The organism is Serratia sp. CY82433, assembly GCF_052166535.1.
In the GTDB taxonomy this organism is placed as follows: Bacteria; Pseudomonadota; Gammaproteobacteria; order Enterobacterales; family Enterobacteriaceae; genus Serratia; species Serratia sarumanii.
In genome coordinates this window covers 139,818-158,641 of sequence record NZ_JBJNOR010000004.1, presented here as the reverse complement: position 1 = coordinate 158,641, position 18,824 = coordinate 139,818, and the positions used below count along the sequence as shown (strand labels likewise).

At 63.5% G+C, this 18,824-nt stretch carries 12 protein-coding genes; 3 read left to right on the top strand and 9 right to left on the bottom strand.

The features are described 5' to 3' along the window. Nucleotides 1-239 precede the first annotated feature (239 nt). The 7 genes from hmsP to bcsR all read right to left on the bottom strand — a co-directional run bounded on the left by hmsP (nt 240) and on the right by bcsR (nt 12,953). The gene (gene hmsP / locus ACJ8PI_RS19115) at nt 240-2,246 is read right to left on the bottom strand and encodes a biofilm formation regulator HmsP (protein ID WP_204350486.1); all 2,007 of its coding nucleotides are present in this window, start codon (nt 2,244-2,246) and stop codon (nt 240-242) included. Nucleotides 2,247-2,475: 229 nt separating this feature from the next. Next, a complete protein-coding gene (gene bcsC, locus ACJ8PI_RS19110) occupies nt 2,476-5,949 on the bottom strand; it encodes a cellulose synthase complex outer membrane protein BcsC (RefSeq protein ID WP_164134568.1) in 3,474 nt (1,157 codons plus the stop codon). Continuing rightward, on the bottom strand, nt 5,931-7,043 hold the full coding sequence (gene bcsZ, locus ACJ8PI_RS19105; RefSeq protein ID WP_039568333.1) for a cellulose synthase complex periplasmic endoglucanase BcsZ: 1,113 nt from the start codon (nt 7,041-7,043) through the stop codon (nt 5,931-5,933). Before bcsZ ends, bcsC begins: the two co-directional genes overlap by 19 nt. 5 nt (nt 7,044-7,048) lie before the next feature. After that, nucleotides 7,049-9,355, bottom strand: coding sequence for a cellulose biosynthesis cyclic di-GMP-binding regulatory protein BcsB (gene bcsB, locus ACJ8PI_RS19100; RefSeq protein WP_164134567.1), 2,307 nt, complete (start codon nt 9,353-9,355; stop codon nt 7,049-7,051). A 62-nt stretch (nt 9,356-9,417) separates the two neighbouring features. Further along, nucleotides 9,418-12,021 (bottom strand): UDP-forming cellulose synthase catalytic subunit, encoded by a 2,604-nt coding sequence (bcsA, locus tag ACJ8PI_RS19095; RefSeq protein WP_033653998.1) that lies wholly within the window; start codon nt 12,019-12,021, stop codon nt 9,418-9,420. Beyond that, a complete protein-coding gene (bcsQ, locus tag ACJ8PI_RS19090; RefSeq protein WP_047569847.1) occupies nt 12,018-12,758 on the bottom strand; it encodes a cellulose biosynthesis protein BcsQ in 741 nt (246 codons plus the stop codon). Before bcsQ ends, bcsA begins: the two co-directional genes overlap by 4 nt. 3 nt (nt 12,759-12,761) lie before the next feature. Then, entirely contained in the window at nt 12,762-12,953 is a 192-nt protein-coding gene (bcsR, locus tag ACJ8PI_RS19085) for a cellulose biosynthesis protein BcsR (protein WP_033649881.1), read from the bottom strand. 189 nt (nt 12,954-13,142) lie between these two features. On the opposite strand from bcsR, the gene bcsE reads away from it, so the two are divergent. The 3 genes from bcsE to bcsG are packed head-to-tail and all read left to right on the top strand — an operon-like array spanning nt 13,143 to nt 16,553. Beyond that, nucleotides 13,143-14,711, top strand: coding sequence for a cellulose biosynthesis protein BcsE (gene bcsE, locus ACJ8PI_RS19080; protein WP_033649882.1), 1,569 nt, complete (start codon nt 13,143-13,145; stop codon nt 14,709-14,711). Next, the gene (bcsF, locus tag ACJ8PI_RS19075) at nt 14,698-14,901 is read left to right on the top strand and encodes a cellulose biosynthesis protein BcsF (RefSeq protein WP_004934139.1); all 204 of its coding nucleotides are present in this window, start codon (nt 14,698-14,700) and stop codon (nt 14,899-14,901) included. The genes bcsE and bcsF overlap by 14 nt, the downstream gene beginning before the upstream one ends. Beyond that, complete coding sequence (gene bcsG / locus ACJ8PI_RS19070) at nt 14,898-16,553, top strand: cellulose biosynthesis protein BcsG (RefSeq protein WP_041037239.1); 1,656 nt, start codon at nt 14,898-14,900, stop codon at nt 16,551-16,553. Before bcsF ends, bcsG begins: the two co-directional genes overlap by 4 nt. Before the next feature lie 299 nt (nt 16,554-16,852). Here bcsG and dppF read toward each other — a convergent pair whose 3' ends face one another. Next, complete coding sequence (gene dppF / locus ACJ8PI_RS19065) at nt 16,853-17,842, bottom strand: dipeptide ABC transporter ATP-binding subunit DppF (protein WP_047569862.1); 990 nt, start codon at nt 17,840-17,842, stop codon at nt 16,853-16,855. Next, nucleotides 17,839-18,819 (bottom strand): dipeptide ABC transporter ATP-binding protein, encoded by a 981-nt coding sequence (gene dppD / locus ACJ8PI_RS19060; protein ID WP_004934132.1) that lies wholly within the window; start codon nt 18,817-18,819, stop codon nt 17,839-17,841. The genes dppF and dppD overlap by 4 nt, the downstream gene beginning before the upstream one ends. Nucleotides 18,820-18,824 lie beyond the last annotated feature (5 nt).

Genomic DNA, 18,824 nt, shown 5'->3' with positions numbered 1-18,824 from the left:
CAGCAGTCTAAAAATCCAGCCTGTTCATCGCTTGCGCGGAAAATAACACCCACTTAACAACATGGAAATAATTTGTTGCACCCGCCCCTGGGAGTTGATGTGAATTTAAGAGCTGAAACGCGTCAGTCGGGGTGCAAAGCTGAAAATTGCGTAATGCTTTGTTTGCACTAACGCAAAAGAGGTAGAAGAGAAATAGCGATTTTCGGACGGGGAAAAGTACCGGAAAGGCAACGCGGCGCTTACGGCGCCGCGCGGCAAAACTCGGCTTCGAACGCTGCGCGCGGCAGCGGCCGGGCGAACAGGAATCCTTGCCCGCTGCGAATGCCGTGCTGCAGCAGGCAGTTGCGCTGCTCGGCGTTTTCCACGCCTTCGGCCATCACCGGCAACGCCAGCACTTCGGAGATCGCACTAACGATGCGCACCATCGCATCGTCGGCCGGCAGCCCCTGAATGAAGCTGCGGTCGATTTTAATCAAATCGATCGGCAGGGATTTCAAGCGGTTCAGGTATTCCAGACTGGAGTAGCCCATGCCGAAGTCGTCCAGCGCGATCGACAATCCCAGATCGTGCAGCTCGCGCAGCAGCGCCAGCGCGCGGTCGAGATCGTCGATGCGCACCGTCTCGGTGATCTCCAGCAGCAGCTTGCGCGGGTCGATCCGATACTGCGCCAGCAGGTTTTTCAGATGCGGGACGAACGCCTCATGCTGCATCTGTATACCGGAAACGTTGACCGCCAGCGGCAGCGCAATGCCGCGTTGCTGCCAGTCCGCCAGGATGCGGCAGGACTCTTCTAGCACCCAGTTGCCGAGAGGCACGATCACGCCCAGCTCTTCCGCGAGCGGGATAACGTCGGCCGGCAGGGTATAGCTGCCGTCATACTGCTGCCAACGCAGCAGCGCTTCGGCGCCGATCACCTCGTTGGACTGCATGTCGATCTGCGGCTGCAGGAACAGCGTAAAATGCCGCTGCTCGATGCCGTGCAAAATCTCGCTCTCCTGCGTCAGCCGCTTCTGCGTGCGTTCCGTCAGGCTGGGCTCGAAGAACAGGATCTGATTTTTTCCTTCACGGTGGGCGGACATCATCGCCGAGGTGGCGCTGCGCAGCAGCTGTTCCGCACTTTCCCCCTGATTGAGGTAGTGCGCGATGCCGATGCTGGCGTTGGGCCGCAGCGCCAGACCTTCCAGGGTCAAGGGCGCGTTGATCTCCGCCATGATGCGTCGCGCCAGCTGCATGGCGTGGAACGGCCGCTCGGTCCCCTTGGCCAGGATGGCGAATTCGGTATTGCTCAGCTGCGCCAGCACGCCGTTTTCGTCGATGCAGCCGCGCAGCTTCTTCGCCAGCGCCAACAGCAGCGCTTCACGCATCGCCGGGCTCATCACGCCCGAGGCTTCATGCAGCGTCTCGATGCCGATCACCAGCAGGTTAAAACGCTCGGGGCGCAGGCTGGAGGCGATATGCTGTTCCAGCAACGCGTTCAGCAATGCCGGATTCGGCAGTTCGGTCACCGGATGGCGGGTGCTCAGGCGGCTCATGTCGGCATGCGCCTTGGCCAGCGTCTGTTGATTGCGGTTGTAGTTGCGCACCAGCAGGCCGAGCTCGTCGTCCTGGTGCAGCGTCGGCAGCATCAGTTGGTGGTAGGGCGCTTCGTCCTGCGAGATGTTTTCCAGCTCTTTGGCCATCGCGCGCAACGGATGCACCATCAACCGGTTCATGCACCAGGTGATGGCCACCGACAGGATCAGCGCCAACAGCAGGTAGGTCGACAGCATGGTCGACAAAATGCTGCGGATAAACTGGTACATGCGGAACGAATCGGCCTGCAGCACCAGATAGGCCAGCGGCTGCTGGTTGGCCGGCACCCGCTCCAGCGAATAGAGCGGCACGGAAATTTGGATCGGCAGCTCAAACAGCCGGGCGATCAGCGTCGGCACCGGCCGCTCCGGCGGGAAATTGGCGTGCAGTGCCTGAAACTCGTTCGGCAAGACGATATCCGCCCGGCTGAGAATGCCGACCGGCAACAGCGTGTTCAGCACCTTTTTGGCTTCCGGCACGTCCATGCGCAGCACCGCTTCCGCCAGCGGCTGGCGCACGGATTGAGCGATATTCTCCAGTTGCTGGGCGTAGTCATCCCTGCGCTGCTGCACAAAGTGGAATAACTGGATCACGATAAAGATGCAGATCGTGACCAGCGCCACGCCGGACACCGTCGCCATCTGCTTAATCGTTAACGAACGCCTGACCCGCAAACCTGCTCTCCGTGAAATCGGGCTGAAACAAAAAAGGGGGCTGACTCTCACCCGCCCCCTCGAACCGGGCTGATTATACTCGATCATCGGCTGTTTTTATCTGGCTATGCCGCAGGCAAAACCAAGAAAATCGCGGGTTTCAGTCTTTTCCTAAAGCGAACAAACGCGACCCGGACACAGGGTAACAAAACTCCCCGGTGTCCGACACTCCGAATCTTTCCCCTCCCGGCTACTTGAAGTCGGCGTAAGGCGTCAGCGGCTGCGGCGGCAAATCGAGATCCCCCTGCCAGCCGGCCAGGGAATAGCGCAGATAAATCAACGCGTGGCTCGGCGTATAGTCCTTCGCCTGTTGAATGTCGATACCGGCGCCGAGCGTCCAGTGCGAACTGAGACGGCGTTCGACGATCGCCCGCAGCGTATAACCGACGCCGCTCGAGGAGCTGCCGTCCTCAACGGCGAACTTATCGGGCAGCGAATCCGGGATCAGCCCCTGCAGCGGATAGCGGCGCTGGCTGTCGGTTTTCGAATGGGACAGCGAAACCGAACCGCCCAGCTCCCACGACCAGTTCTCGGTGCGCTGGCGATAGTTGACCGGCAGCGACAGCGACAGATATTGCTGCGGGCTGTAATAGCCGCCCTGCCCCAGCGAATAGCCGCTCAAATCCTTCTGGTAGTGCCACAGCATGGTATTGAGCCCGACGCTCAGGCGGCGATTGTCTTCGTTGATCAGCTTGTAGTAGTAGCCGGCCATCAACCGCTGCCGCTGGTTATCCGCCACGTTCTTGCCGGTAATCTGATGCGCGCTGAGATCGGCCCACACGCCGTTCGCCTCGCCGCGATCGTAGCTGGCGCTCAGGCTGACGCCGGTAGCGCGCACGCCGCCCCAGGTGATGCCGGTGTTCGGATCCTTGGCGCCGCCGAACGCCAGCAGCGAGCTGGAGATCGGCCGCCGCGAGGCTGCCAGCGTCCAGCCGATGTGGTTCCAGTCGCCGCTGTAGGCCAGGCCGCCGGTCCAGTCGACCACCTCGAAGCCCATCGGCGTCGTGCCGATATCGGCGGCCCAGCGGTCGTTTTTCCAGCCGGCCGCCACGCTGGTGCCGGTGGATTTCTGATGTTCATCGCCGCGGCACCCTTGCGTATTGCAGGTGCCGAAGGTCTCGTAGTATTTGCCGCTGCCGTCGGTCGAGAAGCGGCCGGCGTCCAGCTGCACGGTGTCGGTGCGCAAAAAGGCGCGCCCGTCATACAGCGGCATGTCCACCTGCAGCATGGTGTCGTGCGCATTGAAGTCGGAAATACCGCCGGTGCCGCTCGAGCGCCAGTAATCGTGATCGAGCGTGACGTTCACGTCTTGCTGCCGGTACAGATCCGCGGCCTCGGAACGGATGCCGCGTTTCAACCAGTCGTCGCCCGGGTTATTGCGCGTCAGAGAGGTGTAGGTGTCATTGTCCTGCGGCAACGTCGGCGTGATGCCGCCGGCCACCATCGCCTGGCGGTAATCCTGCTGCGCCCGCTCCGGCTGCCGCTGCGCCCGTTCCAGACGGGCGGCGTCGCGGTAGATCAGCGCCTTGGTCTGCCCCACGGGCTCCGCGGCCGCCGCCGTTTTCAGCCGGCCGAAGATAGCTTCGGCATGCTGCGGATCGCCGACCGCGCCCCAGGCGTTGGCGACCCGCCGTTGGCTGTTGAGCGAAGCGTCTTGCGGCTGCGGTTCGGTTTTCAGCCGCTGGCGCGCCGCGTCCAGATCCCCCTGCGCCACATAGGCTTCGATCTCGCCCAGCTGCGCATCCGGGTTGTTCGGTTCGCGCCGTTTCACCCGCTGATAGTCGCCCAGCGCCGCCGCATACTCCCCGCGCGCCAGCGCCCAGTCGGCCAGCAGCAAATCGATGCGGGTGTCCGCCGGCTGCCGGCGCAGATAGGCTTCCGCCGCCGGTTCGTCGCCGGCAGCCCGCAGCCCTTCGGCATGTGCAATCACCGCCTGCATTTTTAGCCGCTGCGCCAGTTCGCGCATGTTGTCGTTCCACTGCGCCGCAGGCAGCGTATTGAGCTGCGCCAGCGCCTGGTCGTCGCGATCGCTGCCGGAAAGGTAGAGCGCATAGGCATAGGCCAACTGCGGATTGGCGCGCTGACGCTGCGCCAGCTGCCGGAATAAGGCGTCCGCCTGTTGCGGCTGCCCGGCCTGACGCAGCGCCTGCGCATAGCGATAGGTTAGCCAAACGTCGTCGGGATCCATCGGCTGGGCGCGGCGATAGATTTCCGCCGCCTGCTGCCACTGCTGCTGCGCCGCCAGCGTCTGCGCCTGTTGCTTCAACATATCGAGCCGCAGCCCGTCGAGGGTGCTGCGCAGCTTGGCCTGTTGGCTGCGCGGCAGGCCGTTGAGGTAGGCCAGCGCTTTTTCCGGCGACTGGCGTTGATAGAGATTCACCAGGCCGCGCAGCGCGCTGCCGTTACCGGGATCGCGCCGCAGCGCCTGCTGATAAAACCCTTCCGCCGCAGCGTCATCCTTGCTCGCCACCGCCACATCGCCCAGGCCGATAAACGCATCGCCGTCGCGGTCGTCGAGCTGGCGCGCCTGCTGGTATTTCTGCCTGGCCAGCGCAAGATTGCCGGCCTTCAGCGCCTTGTCGCCTTCGTCTATCGCCAGCCAGTAACTGGTGCTCTTGATCAGGCTTTGCCACTTGCCGCTGTCGTAGCCGTTCGTGTCGGCGGCCAGCGCCTGGCGGAACAGCTTCAACGCCTGCGGGCGGTTGCCGGCGCGCGAATAGGCCTGGCCGAGCGCGCCCAGCACCTCGGCGTCGTTCGGCGTCGCCGCCAGCGCCTTTTGCAACGCCGGAATGGCCGCCCGGCTGCCGCCTTTATCCACCTGCGCCAGGCCGCGCACCCGCGCCTGATACGCCGGATCGGCCAACAGTTTCTGCTGTCTGGCCAGCTCTTCGCGGGCGCTGGTCGCCTGATCGCCGGTATCGAACACGCCGAGGAAACGGTTGAGTGCCGCCACGCTTTGCGCGCTAACCGGCATCGCTTTGACCTTGTCCAGCCACAGATCGGCGGCATCGCCGCGCCCGGCCGGATCGGCGGCGATCTTCTGCAGCAGCTCATAGGCCTGCGCGTCCTGGTTCTGACTGAACAGCATGCGCGCCAGCGACATGCGCAGCGCCACGTTGCCGGAATATTGCTGGTCCAGCGCCTGCAGCTGCTTCAACGCTTTCGCCTCCTGCCCCGGCAAACGCGCCACCAGCCGCCAGTACTCCACCGCCAGATCGAGCGTCGGCGGCTCGCCGTGGAACAGCGCATCGTACTGCGCCTTGGCCTCCGGCAACCGGCCGGCGGTCGCCATCAGGCGCGCCTGCTGCAGCTTCTGCCGGGTTTCCGGTTGCGTCAGCAGCATGTTCATTTGCGCCTGGCGATAGGCGCTGGACTGCGGCGCGAGGGTTTTCAGCTTATCCAACTGCTGCTGCGCCAGCGCCATATTGCCCTGTCGCAGCGCCAAACGCATGCGCGCGGCGATCACGTCCGGGTTGTTCGGATCCATCAACTCTAGCCGGTACAGCGACTGGCGCACCAGATCGTCCTTGTTGCCGGCCTCGCCAATGCGCACCTGTTCCAGCAGCCACTGCTCCGGGGCCACGGCTTCCGCAGCGCGCGCCTGCGGCAGCATCGCCAGGCTCAGCGGAATCAAATTCAGCCAGTTTATTTTGAAGTTGTGCATTGGCCGTCCCACGAGGGTTGCAATTCACCCTGACGATTAAAGCGATAACGTTGTTGATCCCACCCCTGGCCGAACAGCGTCAGCGAGGCGCTGAAATAGGCGTCGTCCCCCGGCGGATGTTCGCTGATGCGTTGCCGCTGTGTCGCCAGCGCCTCAGCCTGCGTCGCCAACATCGGCAACATCGAGGCGGAAAAGCCGACCGGGCCGCCGCCGGTGGTTTTGCCGCTGGCGGTATCGGTTTTCTCCGGCGGCACGCCCTGTTTGGCGGTGAGCTGCGCCATCGGCTGAAAACGTTCGAGCAGCGCCGCCTTGTATTCATCGTCGTCCGCCAGCATGCCGGCCCACAGATAAACCCGAATGGCGTCGTAGCTGCCGACGTTCGGCTTGACGGGATCCGGCTGCCAGCCGGCGCCGACCCGCCACACCACCCAGTCCGGCGAGAAGCCGTGCGGCGCGGTGTCCAACCACAGCCGTTGATTGACCTGACGCATCGCGCGCCACGGGCCGTTCAGCGCCGCAAAACGTGCCAACAGCTGCGGCGGCAGGTAGCTGGGATTCAGCCGCCAGCGATCGTCCGTCACGAACCCGACTTTGCCCGGCAGCAGCATCAGGCCCAGGCCGGGAATGTCGGCCACCTCCTCGCGGCCGATGCGTTGCAGCAGCAGCGTCCCCAGGGTTTGATAGCGCCGGCTTTTCCACAGGCGGCCGGCTTCGAGCAGGTTGTAGGCGATCCACAGATCGGCGTCCGACGCCGAGTTGGCGTCCAGCACCTTCCACTGTTTGTCATCGCTCTCGCCCCACAGCCAGGCGGGCAAACGGGCGCTGAGATCGCCCGCCGCCAGATTGTTCTCCGTCCAGGCCAGCAGCAGATCGAAGGTCGGCCGGTCGTTGGCCACCAGGGCGAAGAACAGGCCGTAGCTCTGCCCCTCGGAGGTGGTGATTTTGTTCGGGCTGCTCGGATCGATCACCCGCCCCTGCGGGCTGATGTAGAACTGCTTGTACTGTTGCCAGCCCGGCCACTCGCAGGCCGCCGCGGCGCTGAAGGCGCACAGCAGCAGCATGCCGAGCGATAGGCGTTGCAGCATGGCGTTCACCGCCGTCAATCCCGATCTTCAGGCGCCAGACGACGCCGGCTGAAGGCCTTCAGGCCACGCCACAGCATCAGCCCCAGGATCACCACCAGCACCACCGCGATCACCGCCAGCAGCACCGGATGGGTGGAGAGGGCATACCACAGCCGCTCCCACCACGGCAGGTGGCCGACATAGTAAATATCGCCGACGCGCAGGCTGTTGACCCCCGATTCGCGGATCACCGCCACCGAGCCGAATACCGCGGCGCGCTTGCCGCTGTCCAGCAGGGCATTGTTCAACAGCTCATAGCCGCGCGGGCTGTCCGCCAACAGCGCCACGATGCTGCGCTGGTCGTTGAACGGCGACTGCACGCCAATGATCGCCGACATCGCGCCCTCGGAGCTGACGGCGGTCTTGCTGTCCGGCCGGGTGTCCTCCGCCAGCGCTTCCGCGCTGGGCAGCGGCGGCTGCCGCGTCGGCTGTTTCACCCAGCTTTGGGTCGCGTCCACCAGCAGGCTGATTTTCTTGTCGTCGCGCAGCTCCGGCGGAATGGTGCCGACCATTAGGATATCGTCGTCGCGATCCTTGGCCTGCGACCAGTCATCGCTCAGCGTGAAGGCCAGCGCCGGGTAGCCGGTTTGCGCGCCGATCACGCCCAGCGCGTTCAGCAGCGCGCTGACCTGCGCCGGCTGCGGTTTCTGATTCACCAACACCAGCGTTTGCGACAGATCCGCCAGGCGGCTGAACGGGAAGCCGGCGTTGGCGAAGGCGCGCAGATCCGGCATCGCCATAAAGTGGCGGTAGCCGGAGAAATCGATGGTGGACGCGCCGTCGATCACCGCGTGGTTTTGCGTGAAGGAGTAGGTTTCACAGCGCCCTTCCGCGCCGCTGGCCAGCAGCGTGGTGTAGTCGAAGTCAAAGCGCAGCTGGTTGGTGGCCCCCAGCCGCAGCGCCGGGATATTGACGTTCTTGTCGGAATCGAGCAGCCCCTGCGTCAACGGCAGGCGCAGCAGCTGCGCGCCCTGCTCGTGCTCCGGCACCAGCGAATAAGCCTGCACGAACTGGTTGTTCAGGCTGACGCTCAGCCGCGAACCGTCCTGAATGCGCGGCGCGGTGTAACGGTATTTCAGGTGCATGTCGATGCCGGTGCTGCGGATCAGGAACAGGTCCGGCGGCAGGTTCATGGTCAGCGAAATAGGCCCGGGCTCGATACCGCTGGTTTGCAGCTGTTCGGCGTACTGCTGCAGCTCGGCGAAGGTCATCGGCCGATCGGTGCGCACCCAGTTCGGCGCGTCGTACGGCTGGCGCGGCGCCAGCTGTTCCACCTTGTCCACCGTTACGTTCTGGCCGCGGAACAGGATGTTGCCCTGCGCGATGCCCTTCACCGCGGTGATCAAATCGTTGTCGTCACGCCCCTGAATCAACAGCAGTTTGACGTACGGATTGTCCGGGTGGCTGATCATCTCCACCGTCGGGCCGTTGACCGCCGGATAATCGCGTAGGAAATCCGGGCGCTGCGAGTTGGTGGCGAACACCACCGCGCGCTGCGTCGGCAGCGCATTGTACAGCGTCGGGAAGGATTGCCCGCGCCACTGCGCCTTGCTGCCGAACCAGGACGCCAGAATGCCCGCCGCACGCTGCTGGGCGAGATCCGGCTGGCCGGCGAACACCATCGGCAGCGTCAGCGGCCGATTATCGCGGCTGTCGAAGAACGGCTCAGGGAAGTGCGACAGCTCGTTTTTCACCGGCAGCGTCTGGAAACGCAGCTTCAGCGCGCTGGACTTGCTGACGTCGAGCCACAGCGAGGTGCTGGCCGGGTTTTCGCAGATATTTTGATAATGACCGACGAACACCAACCGAATGCGGTTAAAATCGGTGATATAGCGCGGATCGATCGCCATCTGGATGCGATTGGGCTTGCCCAGTTGCTCCTTGGCGATCGTGGTCACGCCCATCAGCTCGTCGTTCAGGTAGACCTTAACGTGCGACTCCACCGGGATCAGCGCCGGCGATGGCGTAAACTCCATATCGAGCATCGCCTGCGAGACCACCTCGTCGCTGCGCACGCCGAATTCGATCTGCCCGTCCGGCCGGGTGCCGCGCAGAACAAAGGTGCCCGGTGGCGGCGCTATCTGCGCAAACGGCAGCGACACGTCGCGCACCGGCGCATTCGGATCCTGCGGCGCGGCGGTTGGCGGTGGCGCGATCGCCGTATCGGCCGCCGCGGCAATCGGCGGCTGGGCCGCCACGGTCGGCGCGGTGGCGGTTTCGGCCTGCGACAGGGTGCTGATGCCTAAGGCCAGAGCAGTTAACCAGGTTATTTTTCTCGTCATCGTATCATCATCAATGTTGGAGCCTGTTCACCGGGCGAGTGAGCGGGCGGTTGAACTCGCAGCTAACCCACTGTTTCTTGTTGACCCAAGGTCGGATCCCTGCCGACGCCGCGCGGAATAAACGACACGACCCAGGCGGTCAGCGAGGTGACCCCGACCAGCAGACCGCGCACCAGCGGCGGCGCGTAGTCCGCCATGCGCACATACCCCCGGAAGCCCAGCGCCAGCACGTCGCGCAGGCTTTCGATCGGCCGGTCTTCGGGGAACCCGTCCTGCCACAGCGCCCAGGTATCGGCGCGGGCGAAGGTGCACTGAATGAAATCGATGTGTTCGCGGGTGGAGAGGTCGACCAGGCGCACCCCCACCTTGTTGCCGAAGGCGCGCGTCACCACGCAGGGGAAGCTGTACTCCTGCTGGCCGCGCTTGAGCAGCAGCGAGAGCCTGTCGCCGTCTTTCAACGCGTTTTCCACCCGCATCTCAATGCCCACGCCGCCGTCGGAGTAATCGCGCAGCGTGCAGGGATACAGATGGCCGTCGGCGCGCGCGATCGCCGCCGGCATGGCGATTTCCACGCGGTGCGCCTGACGCACCTGCTTGGCCTCCACCGCCACCGCCACTGCGCCGCCGAGAATCGTCATGTTGTACAGCACCCACACCAGGCTGATGATCACCGTCATCACCTCGTCCGTCGGGCCATAGGCCAACCGCCAGACGCCGAACGCCAGCCCGGCCAGGTTCAGGATCACCAGGAACATGTATGGCCGGGTGATCACCCAGTCGACGTGCTCCTCCTCCACCAGCCCGCCCTTGGCGGTGACGTTGAATTTGCCCTTGTGCGGATTGAACAGCGCCACCGTCGTCGGCCGCGCGATATACCAGGCCAGCACCGTTTCATAGATTTCGCTCCAGAACGAATGGCGGTATTTCCCCTGGATACGCGAGTTGGTCAGGCTGGCGTGGATCATGTGCGGCAGCACGTAAAGCGCGATCGCCAGCGCCGGCGCGAAGATGATGTAAGCATGCAGCAGCAAAAACGCCAGCGGCGCGGTGAGGAAGATCAGCCGCGGAATGCCCGACAGGAAGTGCAGCATGGCGTTGGCGTAGCACAGGCGCTGCGCCAGTTTCAGCCCCTTGCCCAGCAGCGGGTTGTCCAGCCGGAAGATCTGCACCATGCCGCGCGCCCAGCGAATGCGCTGGCCGATGTGCGCCGACAGGCTCTCGGTCGCCAGCCCGGCGGCCTGCGGAATGCGGATATAGGCCGAGGTGTGCCCGCGCCGGTGCAAGCGCAGCGAGGTGTGGGCGTCTTCGGTGACGGTTTCCACCGCGATGCCGCCGATTTCGTCCAGCGCGCTGCGGCGCAGGATGGCGCAAGAGCCGCAGAAGAAGGTCGCATCCCACATGTCGTTGCCGTCCTGCACCAGCCCGTAGAACAAGGTGCCTTCGTTGGGCGTCTGACGGAAGCGGCCGAGGTTGCGCTCGAACGGATCCGGCGAGAAGAAGTGGTGCGGGGTTTGCAGCATCGCCAGCTTTTTGTCTTTGAAGAACCAGCCCATGGTCAGCTGCAGGAAGGAGCGCGTCGGCACGTGGTCGCAGTCGAAAATCGCCACGAACTCGCCGGTGGCCTGCTTCAGCGCGTTGTTGATGTTGCCGGCCTTGGCGTGTTCGTGGGTCGGCCTGGCGATGTATTTCACCCCCACTTCGGCGGCGAACGCCCGGAATTCGGGGCGATTGCCGTCGTCGAGGATATAGATATTCACCTTCTCTTTCGGCCAGTCGATGCCCAGCGCCGCGTAGATGGTGGGCTTCACCACCCCGAGATCTTCGTTGTAGGTCGGCACCATCAGATCGATGGTCGGCCAGCTGGCGCTATCGGCGGGCAGCGGCACCGGCTGGCGGTTAAGCGGCCAGATGGTCTGGAAATAGCCCAGCACCAGCACCACCCAGGCGTAGGTTTCCGCCACCAGCAGCAACAGGCCGCACACCAGGCTTAGCGGGTCGTCCCAGTTCAGCGTGGCGGTATAGCGCCACCACAGGTAGCGACAGGAGACGGTCAGCGACAGCACGATCAGCATCAGCGCGGGCAAACGCCCCGGCACCCGGCGCACCACCATCGCGATCCCCCACAGCAGCAGGACGAACACGAACTGCGCCGGCAGATCGAACGGTTGCGAGATGCACAGCATGGCGAGGATCGCCGCCAGCACGCTGACCAGAATAAACAGCGCGCGCCGCATGCCGCGGTTCATGCGGCCGAGGCGCTCCACCGAGCGCTGTTCCACGCCGGCGTTCTTCAGCCGCTGCGGCAGGCCCTGCAGCCAGTCGGCATAGCGCTGCTGCAGGCGGCGCCAACCGGCGAAATAGTCGCGCTGCACCGGCGCGCGGCCGCTGCGAAACAGCAGCAGCCACAGCCCCTGCAGCAGATAACGCAGCGCATCCGCCGGGCGCGGGCGTTCGGCGGACAGATGCGGGAACCAGTAAGCGCGGCCGGTACGCACGCGCTGCCAGGCCGGCGACTCGAAGCGCAGCAGCAGCCAGCCCAACGCCACCAGCAGCGTGGCGAAAAAGGCGGTCAGCGCCGATGCGCCATTGCGGCGATAGCCGCGGTAGCGCGTCTGCACCGCCTGACGCACCGGCGGCACCAGCAGCAGGCTCAGCACCCGGCTCATGGCGCAACGCCCCGTTTGAGATTGATCAGGCACCAGTTGGCCAGCGTCAGCACTTCATCCGCCGCCAGGCTCTCGGGGCGGTACTCGCCCAACGGCTGTTTGACCGCCAGCGCTTCCGCCAACGCTTCGTCGCGGTGGATCACCACCGGCAGCAGACCGCTCAGGGTTTGCAGCCACAGCTGATGCAGATCCTGCTGCAGCTGGCTGGCGGAGGAGTAGTGATTGACCAGGAAACGGCAGTCGTTCGGCAGCGTCTGCTGATGGAGCCGCACCTGGCAGTTGGCGTCGGGGTTCAACAGCACGAACACGCTGTCGGCAAGCTGCAGCGGCTGCTGCGCCAGCACGCCGTCCCCGACCGGAACATCCAGCAGGATCCAGCGCAGCGGATCGCCGGCGATCAGTTGGCGCAGGTTGTCGCGCCAGCGTTCCGGCTGCTCCCGACACTGGCGCTGCACTTCCAGCCGTTCCGCCGCATTCAGGCGGCCAAAGGGCAGAAAGTCGAGGTTTTCACAATAACGCAGCGCGCCCTCCTGCCAGCGCCCGCCGTCCCGCTCCGCGCGAGCCCAGCCGCGCGCCAGCTCGAACGGCGTGTTGAAATGCAGGCGCAGCAGATTGTCCGGCGTGAAATCGATCGCCAACACCGACTCGCCCAGCTGCTGTAACGCCCAGGCGAGCGCTGCCGTGACCGACGTCGTCCCCATTCCACCCCGCAACCCTTGCAGCGCGATCACCGGCATAGATCAATGGCTCCCCGTGGTCTGCGCCAATTCGGCCAACAGTGGCCAGCGCGTCATCATTTGCGTTAACCGCTCCTGCCGGGAAATATCGACATAGCTTAATTTCGGCAATGAAAAAGCCTGGCTGAGCGCCTGCAGGTCATCCTGGCTCTCCCCAGGCGCCGCTGCACGAAAATGGGTGGGTGCGTTATTCATTCTTCCGCCTTGGCGAAAATAGGCTATGTTAATTAACTATAGCAACGATACAAAAATAGAGAGGCAATAAGATGATTCTCAACAAATATTGTTGCAGAGCGTAGGAGATTTGTTATTGCCAGAGTAAAAATGGCTATCTTTATATATAAACGCCTTTAGTCGGCTTTCAACGAAAGTAGAACACATCCTATGGCGCACTCTTTTTCTCTAGGCATTCGGCAGATTTGGGAAGAGCTGTCGGTGATGCAGGCCCCCGGGCTTTATTGGATCAATATCGACAGGCAAAGCGACGCCGCGCTGCTGTGTCGCCAGGTCATTGCCGCCCAGCCGGCCACCCGCAAAGTCGCCCTGATCTGCAGCGGCGACAAACCCGATCGCCTGTTGGCCGAGCTGGCTTCGCCCGCGTTGCAGAAGCTGCCGCTGTATCAATTACCGGAGAAAAAAGCCGCGCTGACGCAGTTGAGCGACGATCTGATGCGCGCCCTGCGGCCGCAAAATCGCTTACTTATCCTGCTGGCCCACGCCAGCCTGTGGCAAACCTTCACCACCGAAGAGCTGCGCGAGTGGACGCGCGCCCTCGCCGCCTGGCTGCGGCGGCAGGGCTGCACGCTGTTGATCCTCAGCCACGGCGGCGGCATCAATAAGCTCAAAGGGCAGCTCAGCGCGCAACATCGCATCCTGAACGGCCTGTCCAGCCTGCAATGGCAACAGGACAGCGCGCAATATCTGGTGAACTGGTGGAGCACCGAAAACGGCATCAACGCCAATCAGCTGCTGACGCTGTACGCCGCGGAAGGCGGCTGGCAGGGTGAGGATGAAAATAGCCAACCCTCCCCCACCGCCTTGCGCAGCGATGAAGGCCTGTATCTGGCCGAGCGCAGCATCCTGGAAGGCGCGCCGCCGCTGTCCGCCAACTGGCAACTGCTGGAGAGCAACGACGAACTGGCGCAGCACGGCATGCTGAGACTCTCGGCGACGTTGATTTTCGCGCTGTACCAAAGCGACCAAATCGATCACCTGGCGCACCAGATCCACACCCTGCGCCGCAGCCGCGGCAACGGCCTGAAAATCGCGGTGCGCGAGATGAGTGCCAGCCTGCGCTACAGCGACGAGCGGCTGCTGCTGGCCTGCGGCGCCAACCTGATCGTGCCGCACGTCGCGCCGCTGTCGCGTTTTCTGACCATGCTCGAGGGTATTCAGGGGCAGCGCTTCTCGCGCCATGTGCCCGCCGACATCGATGCGCTGCTGGCCGGCTTGCGCCCGCTGCAGCTCAAAGGCTATATGCGGCCGGAACCGTTCAGCCAGGCGGTGCTTTCGCTGATGGGCAACACGCTGCTGCCCGAGGACGGCAAAGGCGTGATGGTGGCGCTGCGGCCGGCCACCGGCCTGCGCGCCGAACAGGCGATGACCCTGTGCCACCTGCGGCGCTTCGGCGACGTGATGACCGTGGTGCAGGGGCGGCTGGTGCTGTTTCTCTCCACCTGCCGCATCAACGATCTGGATACCGCGCTGAGGTTCATCTTCCGCCTGCCGGTGGATGAAGCCTTCAGCAACCGGGTGGTGTGGCACCAGGACGTCGATATCATTTCGGAAATCAAACGTATGGCCCAGGGGCGCTGGCAGATTTCGGCCACCGGCACCGCCGGCGCCGCGCCGCGCCCCCGCGAGACGGCGGCCGAGGCGCCCGCAGAACGGCGGCAGCCGGTCGCCTTCACGCTGACGCTTGGCCCGCAGGAGGAACCGCATGCTGAACCTTAACGACATCGTGCAACTGATCCTGCTGTGCGCGCTGATCTTCATCCCGCTGGGCTACGCCTTTCACCGGCGTTTTCCGCATTTGCGTCAATACTGGCAAAACCTGTTGTTATCGCCGCGCTATTTGAAATCCGCCGGTTTGTGGGTGCGCACAGGCTCCTCATCTCAGATTAAACGTAAGAAGCAGCCATGAATCCAAACTCGAAGACGCAATCCGATAACGCTCTATGGCGCTACTGGCGCGGACTGGGCGGCTGGAACCTCTACTTTCTGGCCAAATTCGCCCTGCTGTGGTTCGGCTACCTGAACTTCCACGCGCTGCCGAACCTGGTGTTCATGGCGTTTCTGCTGATGCCGATCCCGTCGCAGCGCCTGCATCGCTGGCGCCATTACCTCGCCATCCCGATCGGCATCGCGTTGTTCTACCACGACACCTGGCTGCCGGGCATCAACAGCATTCTCAGCCAGGGTTCGCAGCTGGCCGGCTTCAGCGCCCAGTACCTGCTGGAGCTGATCGGCCGCTTTATCAACTGGCAAATGATCGGCGCGGCCTTCGTGCTGTTTATCGCCTACCTGTTCGTCGCGCAGTGGGTCCGCGTCACGGTGTTCACCGTGGCGGCGCTGGTGTGGCTCAATATTGTCAACATCGCCGGGCCGGCAGTCTCGCTGCTGCCCGCGACCTCCACGGCCGCGGCCGGCGGCGCCAATACGCCGGCCACGTCTGCGCCGGCGGCGGGGGATGCTGCGCCGGCAGACAGCCTGCCGCCGACCAGCGCCAACCTGACGGCCTACCTGAACCAGTTCTACGAGCGAGAAAAAGGCCGCACCACCGCGTTCCCGGCCAGCTTGCCCGCCGATGCCCAGCCGTTCGATCTGCTGGTGATCAACATCTGTTCGCTGGCCTGGGCCGATATGGACGCGGTCAACCTGCAAAATCACCCGCTGTGGTCGAAGATGGACATCATGTTCGACAACTTCAACTCGGCCACCGCCTACAGCGGCCCGGCGGCCATCCGTTTGCTGCGCGCCAGCTGCGGCCAGCTTTCGCATCGCGATCTGTATCAGCCGGTGAACCAGCAGTGTTACCTGTTCGACAACCTGGCGAAGCTCGGCTTCAAGGAACAGCTGATGCTCGATCACTCCGGGGTGTTCGGCAACTTCCTGAAAGAGCTGCGTGAACAGGGCGACATGCAGGCGCCGCTGATGTCGCAGGCCGGCATCGGCAACGAGCTGACGTCGTTCGACGGCGAGCCGATTTATAACGATCTCGAATTGCTGACCCGTTGGCTGGATCAGCAGCAAAAAGGCGGTGACGGCCGCACCGCCACCTTCTTCAACGTCATCCCGCTGCACGACGGCAACCGTTTCGTCGGCTCCAACAAGAGCGCCGACTACCCGCCGCGCGCGCAGAAGCTGTTCGATCAGCTGAACACCTTCCTCGATCAGTTGGAGAAATCCGGCCGCAAAGTGGTGGTGGTGATCGTGCCGGAACACGGCGCGGCGTTGGTAGGCGACAAGATGCAGATGTCCGGCCTGCGCGACATTCCCAGCCCGAATATCACCCATACGCCGGTCGGCATCAAACTGGTGGGTATGAAGGCGCCGCATCAGGGCAGCCCGCTGCAGATCAAAACGCCGAGCAGCTATCTGGCGCTGTCTGAACTGGTGTCGCGTCTGGTGGACGGCAAGGTCTTCAGCGAACCCAGCGTCGACTGGCAGGCGCTGACCCAGGGGCTGCCGCAGACCCCGGTCATCTCCGAAAACGACAACGCCGTCGTGATGCTATATCAGGGCAAGCCCTACATTCGCCTGAACGGCGGCGACTGGGTGCCTTATCCGCAATAAGCGCGGCCTCATTCACCCAAAGCACGCCGTCGGCGTGCTTTTTTATTGGGTTTTTATAATAAAAATGGCGAACGCTATCGGCCGAAATAAACTTATTAACAGCAACCTGCTGAATTCTATTATTCGATTATTATTATCATGCGAATATTCTTAAAAATATAACGTTTTGTCAGAATGACGTTAAGAACATAATTTAAAAGACGGGTTGTCACGATCGTCTACTGACCAACCCTTTGATTGAATAATAAAAAACGCCGGCGCTGTGCCGGCGTTTGGTTTAAGCAGGAAAATCCGGCGCTTCACGCCCCCGGATGTTCGTCCTGATCGACCGCAAAGCAGGCCACCATCTGCTCACCGTACTGTTTGAGCTGCGGCTGCAGCTGAACGCAGGTGCCGAAGGCGCGGCGGCAGCGGGCATTGAACGCACAGCCCGGCGGCGGATTCATCGGGCTGGGCAGCTCGCCGGTCAGCTTGATGCGCTCGCGGCGCATATCCGGGTTCAATCGCGGCGTCGCCGACAGCAGCGCCTGAGTGTACGGATGGCGCGGATTGTTGAAGATCGCCTCTTTGCTGCCCTTTTCCACGCAGCGGCCGAGGTACATCACCATCACCTCGTCGGCGATGTGCTCCACCACCGACAGATCGTGCGAGATGAACACATAGGACAGCCCCAGCTCCTGCTGCAGATCCATCATCAGGTTCAGCACCTGAGCGCGCACCGACACGTCCAGCGCCGACACCGGCTCATCGGCGATCACCACGTCCGGGTTCAGCATCAGCCCGCGGGCGATGGCGATACGCTGACGCTGGCCGCCGGAAAACATGTGCGGGTAGCGATCGTAATGCTCGGTCTTCAGGCCGACCTTCGCCATCATCTCCAGCGCTTTTTCCCGCCGTTCGGCGGCGCTGAGCGAGGTATTGATCAACAGCGGCTCCTCGAGGATCTGCCCGACCTTCTTGCGCGGGTTGAGCGATCCGTAAGGATTCTGGAACACGATTTGGATCTTCTGGCGGCGCAGCTTCTCGGCAGAGGCGTCCGGCTTCAGCAGATCCTGCCCCTGATAGTACAGCTCGCCGCCGGTCGGCACTTCGATCATCGTCAGCAGGCGGCCGAGCGTCGATTTGCCGCAGCCCGACTCACCGACCACCGCCAGCGTTTTGCCGCGCTCCAGGGTGAAGGAGACGCCGTCCAGCGCCTTGACCAGCCGCTCCGGCGCGAACAGGCCCTTTTTCACCGGGTAATGCTTCTTCAGGTCAATTGCCTGCAGTAAAGGTTGATTCTGGCTCATACGGTCGGCCTCCCCGCATCATCCAGCGGTGTGTGACATTTAACCTGACGGCCGGGAATGCTGCGCAGTTCCGGCTCCTCGTTGCGGCAGCGCTCGTTGGCGTAGGGACAACGCGGGTTGAGCAGGCAGCCGGTCGGGCGATCGTACTTGCCCGGCACCACGCCCGGCAGCGAAGCCAGCCGCGCCTTGTCGGCGGCGAACTCCGGCAGCGCGCGCAGCAGCGCCTGGGTGTACGGGTGGCGCGGGGCGCGGAAAATCTCCGCCGCCTTGCCGGATTCCACCACCTGGCCGGCGTACATCACGATGATGTGGTGCGCGGCTTCCGCCACCAGCGCCAGATCGTGAGTGATCAGCAGCAGCGCCATGTTTTCGCGCTGCTGCAGATCCAGCAGCAGTTCGATGATCTGCGCCTGGATGGTCACGTCGAGCGCGGTCGTCGGCTCATCGGCGATCAGCAGCTTCGGCCGACAGGCGATGGCCATGGCGATCATCACGCGCTGGCTCATGCCGCCGGAAAGCTGGTGCGGGTATACGTCCAGCCGCGAGGCCGGATCGGGAATGCCCACCTGGGTCAGCAGGTCGATAGCGCGCTGGCGGCGAGTGCGGCGGTTGCCGCCCTGGTGCACCTTCAGCGCCTCCATGATCTGATAACCGACGGTATAGCACGGGTTCAGGCTGGTCATCGGATCCTGGAAGATCATCGCCACTTCGGAGCCCACCAGCTGGCGGCGCTCTTTTTCGGAGATCTTGCGCAGATCCTGGCCGTTGAACTCCAGCTTGTCGGCCATCACCTTGCCGGGGAAATCGATCAGGCCCATGATCGCCAGCGAGCTGACGGATTTGCCGGAGCCGGATTCACCGACGATGCCGACCACCTGACCTTGCTCCACGCTGTAACTGATGCGGTCTACCGCGCGGAACGGGGTGCCTTCGTCACCGAAGTGCACCGAAAGCTTGTCTACATTCAATAACGCCATCTCTC